At 54.4% G+C, this 2500-nt stretch carries 2 rRNA genes (1 of these 2 cut by a window edge); both read left to right on the top strand.

What is annotated here, in order from left to right:
- Positions 1-2256 (top strand): 23S ribosomal RNA (locus B5X73_RS20205); it begins 628 nt to the left of the window's first position.
- Between the two features lie 120 nt (positions 2257-2376).
- Positions 2377-2491 (top strand): 5S ribosomal RNA (rrf, locus tag B5X73_RS20200).
- The last annotated feature ends 9 nt before the right edge of the window (positions 2492-2500 follow it).

Below are 2500 nucleotides of genomic sequence, written 5' to 3'. Positions count from 1 at the left end.
GGGCGAATAGTCTCTGGCAGTAGACCCGAAACCGAGTGATCTATCCTTGACCAGGTTGAAGGTGCGGTAACACGCACTGGAGGACCGAACCCACATCTGTTGCAATAGATGGGGATGAGTTGAGGATCGGAGTGAAAGGCTAAACAAACTCGGAGATAGCTGGTTCTCCTCGAAAGCTATTTAGGTAGCGCCTCGTGCGAACACTGTTGGGGGTAGAGCACTGTTATGGCTAGGGGGTCATTGAGACTTACCAACCCATGGCAAACTCCGAATACCAACACGTGATACACGGGAGACACACGGCGGGTGCTAACGTCCGTCGTGAAAAGGGAAACAACCCAGACCCGCAGCTAAGGTCCCAAAGTCATAGCTAAGTGGAAAACGATGTGGAAAGGCATAGACAGCCAGGAGGTTGGCTTAGAAGCAGCCACCCTTTAAAGAAAGCGTAATAGCTCACTGGTCGAGTCGGTCTGCGCGGAAGATTTAACGGGGCTAAGCTATGCACCGAAGCTCGGGGTGTACGGATTTTGATCCGTACGCGGTAGAGGAGCGTTCCGTAGGCCTGTGAAGGTGGATTGTAAAGTCTGCTGGAGGTATCGGAAGTGCGAATGCTGACATGAGTAACGATAAGGGGGGTGAAAAGCCTCCCCGCCGAAAGCCCAAGGTTTCCTCGCGCAACGTTCATCGGCGCAGGGTGAGTCGGCCCCTAAGGCGAGGCAGAAATGCGTAGTCGATGGGAAGCAGGTTAATATTCCTGCACTTTTCTACAGTGCGATGTGGGGACGGAGAAGGTTAGGTCTACCAGGCGTTGGTTGTCCTGGGGAAAGGCGGTAGGCATGTATCTTAGGCAAATCCGGGATACTTTATGCCGAGCACCGAGACGAGTCCTTTGGGACGAAGTGACTGACACCACGCTTCCAGGAAAAGCCACTAAGCTTCAGCTGTAGAAAAACCGTACCGTAAACCGACACAGGTAGGCAGGGTGAGAATCCCAAGGCGCTTGAGAGAACTCGGGTGAAGGAACTAGGCAAAATGGCACCGTAACTTCGGGAGAAGGTGCGCCTCTTGGTGTGGTCACGTGCGTGACTGAGCATCGAGGGGTCGCAGTAACCTGGCCGCTGCGACTGTTTATCAAAAACACAGCACTCTGCAAACACGAAAGTGGACGTATAGGGTGTGACGCCTGCCCGGTGCTGGAAGGTTAATTGATGGGGTCAGCCGCAAGGCGAAGCTCTTGATCGAAGCCCCAGTAAACGGCGGCCGTAACTATAACGGTCCTAAGGTAGCGAAATTCCTTGTCGGGTAAGTTCCGACCTGCACGAATGGCGTAACGACAGCGGCGCTGTCTCCACCCGAGACTCAGTGAAATTGAAATCGCTGTGAAGATGCAGCGTTCCCGCGGCAAGACGGAAAGACCCCGTGAACCTTTACTATAGCTTTACATTGAACGTTGAGTTCTTCTGTGTAGGATAGGTGGGAGGCTATGAAACCAGGACGCTAGTTCTGGTGGAGCCATCCTTGAAATACCACCCTGAAGTGCTTGACGTTCTAACCTAGGTCCGTAATCCGGATCGGGGACCATGTATGGTGGGTAGTTTGACTGGGGCGGTCTCCTCCCAAAGAGTAACGGAGGAGCACGAAGGTACGCTCAGCGCGGTCGGACATCGCGCACTGTGTGCAAAGGCATAAGCGTGCTTGACTGCGAGATCGACGGATCAAGCAGGTACGAAAGTAGGTCTTAGTGATCCGGTGGTTCTGTATGGAAGGGCCATCGCTCAACGGATAAAAGGTACTCCGGGGATAACAGGCTGATACCGCCCAAGAGTTCATATCGACGGCGGTGTTTGGCACCTCGATGTCGGCTCATCACATCCTGGGGCTGTAGCCGGTCCCAAGGGTATGGCTGTTCGCCATTTAAAGTGGTACGCGAGCTGGGTTCAGAACGTCGTGAGACAGTTCGGTCCCTATCTGTCGTGGGCGTTGGAGATTTGAGGGGGGCTGCTCCTAGTACGAGAGGACCGGAGTGGACGTTCCGCTGGTGTTCGGGTTGTCATGCCCATGGCATTGCCCGGTAGCTACGAACGGAAGTGATAACCGCTGAAAGCATCTAAGCGGGAAGCACGCCCCAAGATGAGATCTCCCGAGAGCTTGACTCTCCTTAAGGCACCATCAAGACTAGGTGGTTGATAGGCACGGTGTGGAAGTGCAGCAATGCATTGAGCTTACGTGTACTAATGAGCCGTGAGGCTTGACCATATAACCCCAAGACGCTTCACCGTCTTATCTCTTAACTCGCTGTTCGATTAAACCCGGACGCTTGTCCCTCGTTTACACCCTCTGTGGAGCCGGCGCTCAATGCGCTGCTCCCACCCCTTCCCTGGCGGCTATAGCGGCGTGGTACCACCTGATCCCATCCCGAACTCAGAAGTGAAACGCGCATGCGCCGATGGTAGTGTGGCTCAAGCCATGCAAGAGTAGGTCACCGCCAGGGGCTTTATCC

It is taken from the genome of Luteibacter sp. 22Crub2.1 (assembly GCF_900167995.1).
In the GTDB taxonomy this organism is placed as follows: domain Bacteria; phylum Pseudomonadota; class Gammaproteobacteria; order Xanthomonadales; family Rhodanobacteraceae; genus Luteibacter; species Luteibacter mycovicinus.
Note: the sequence above shows the minus strand (reverse complement) of the source record. Positions and strands in the feature narration are given on the sequence as shown.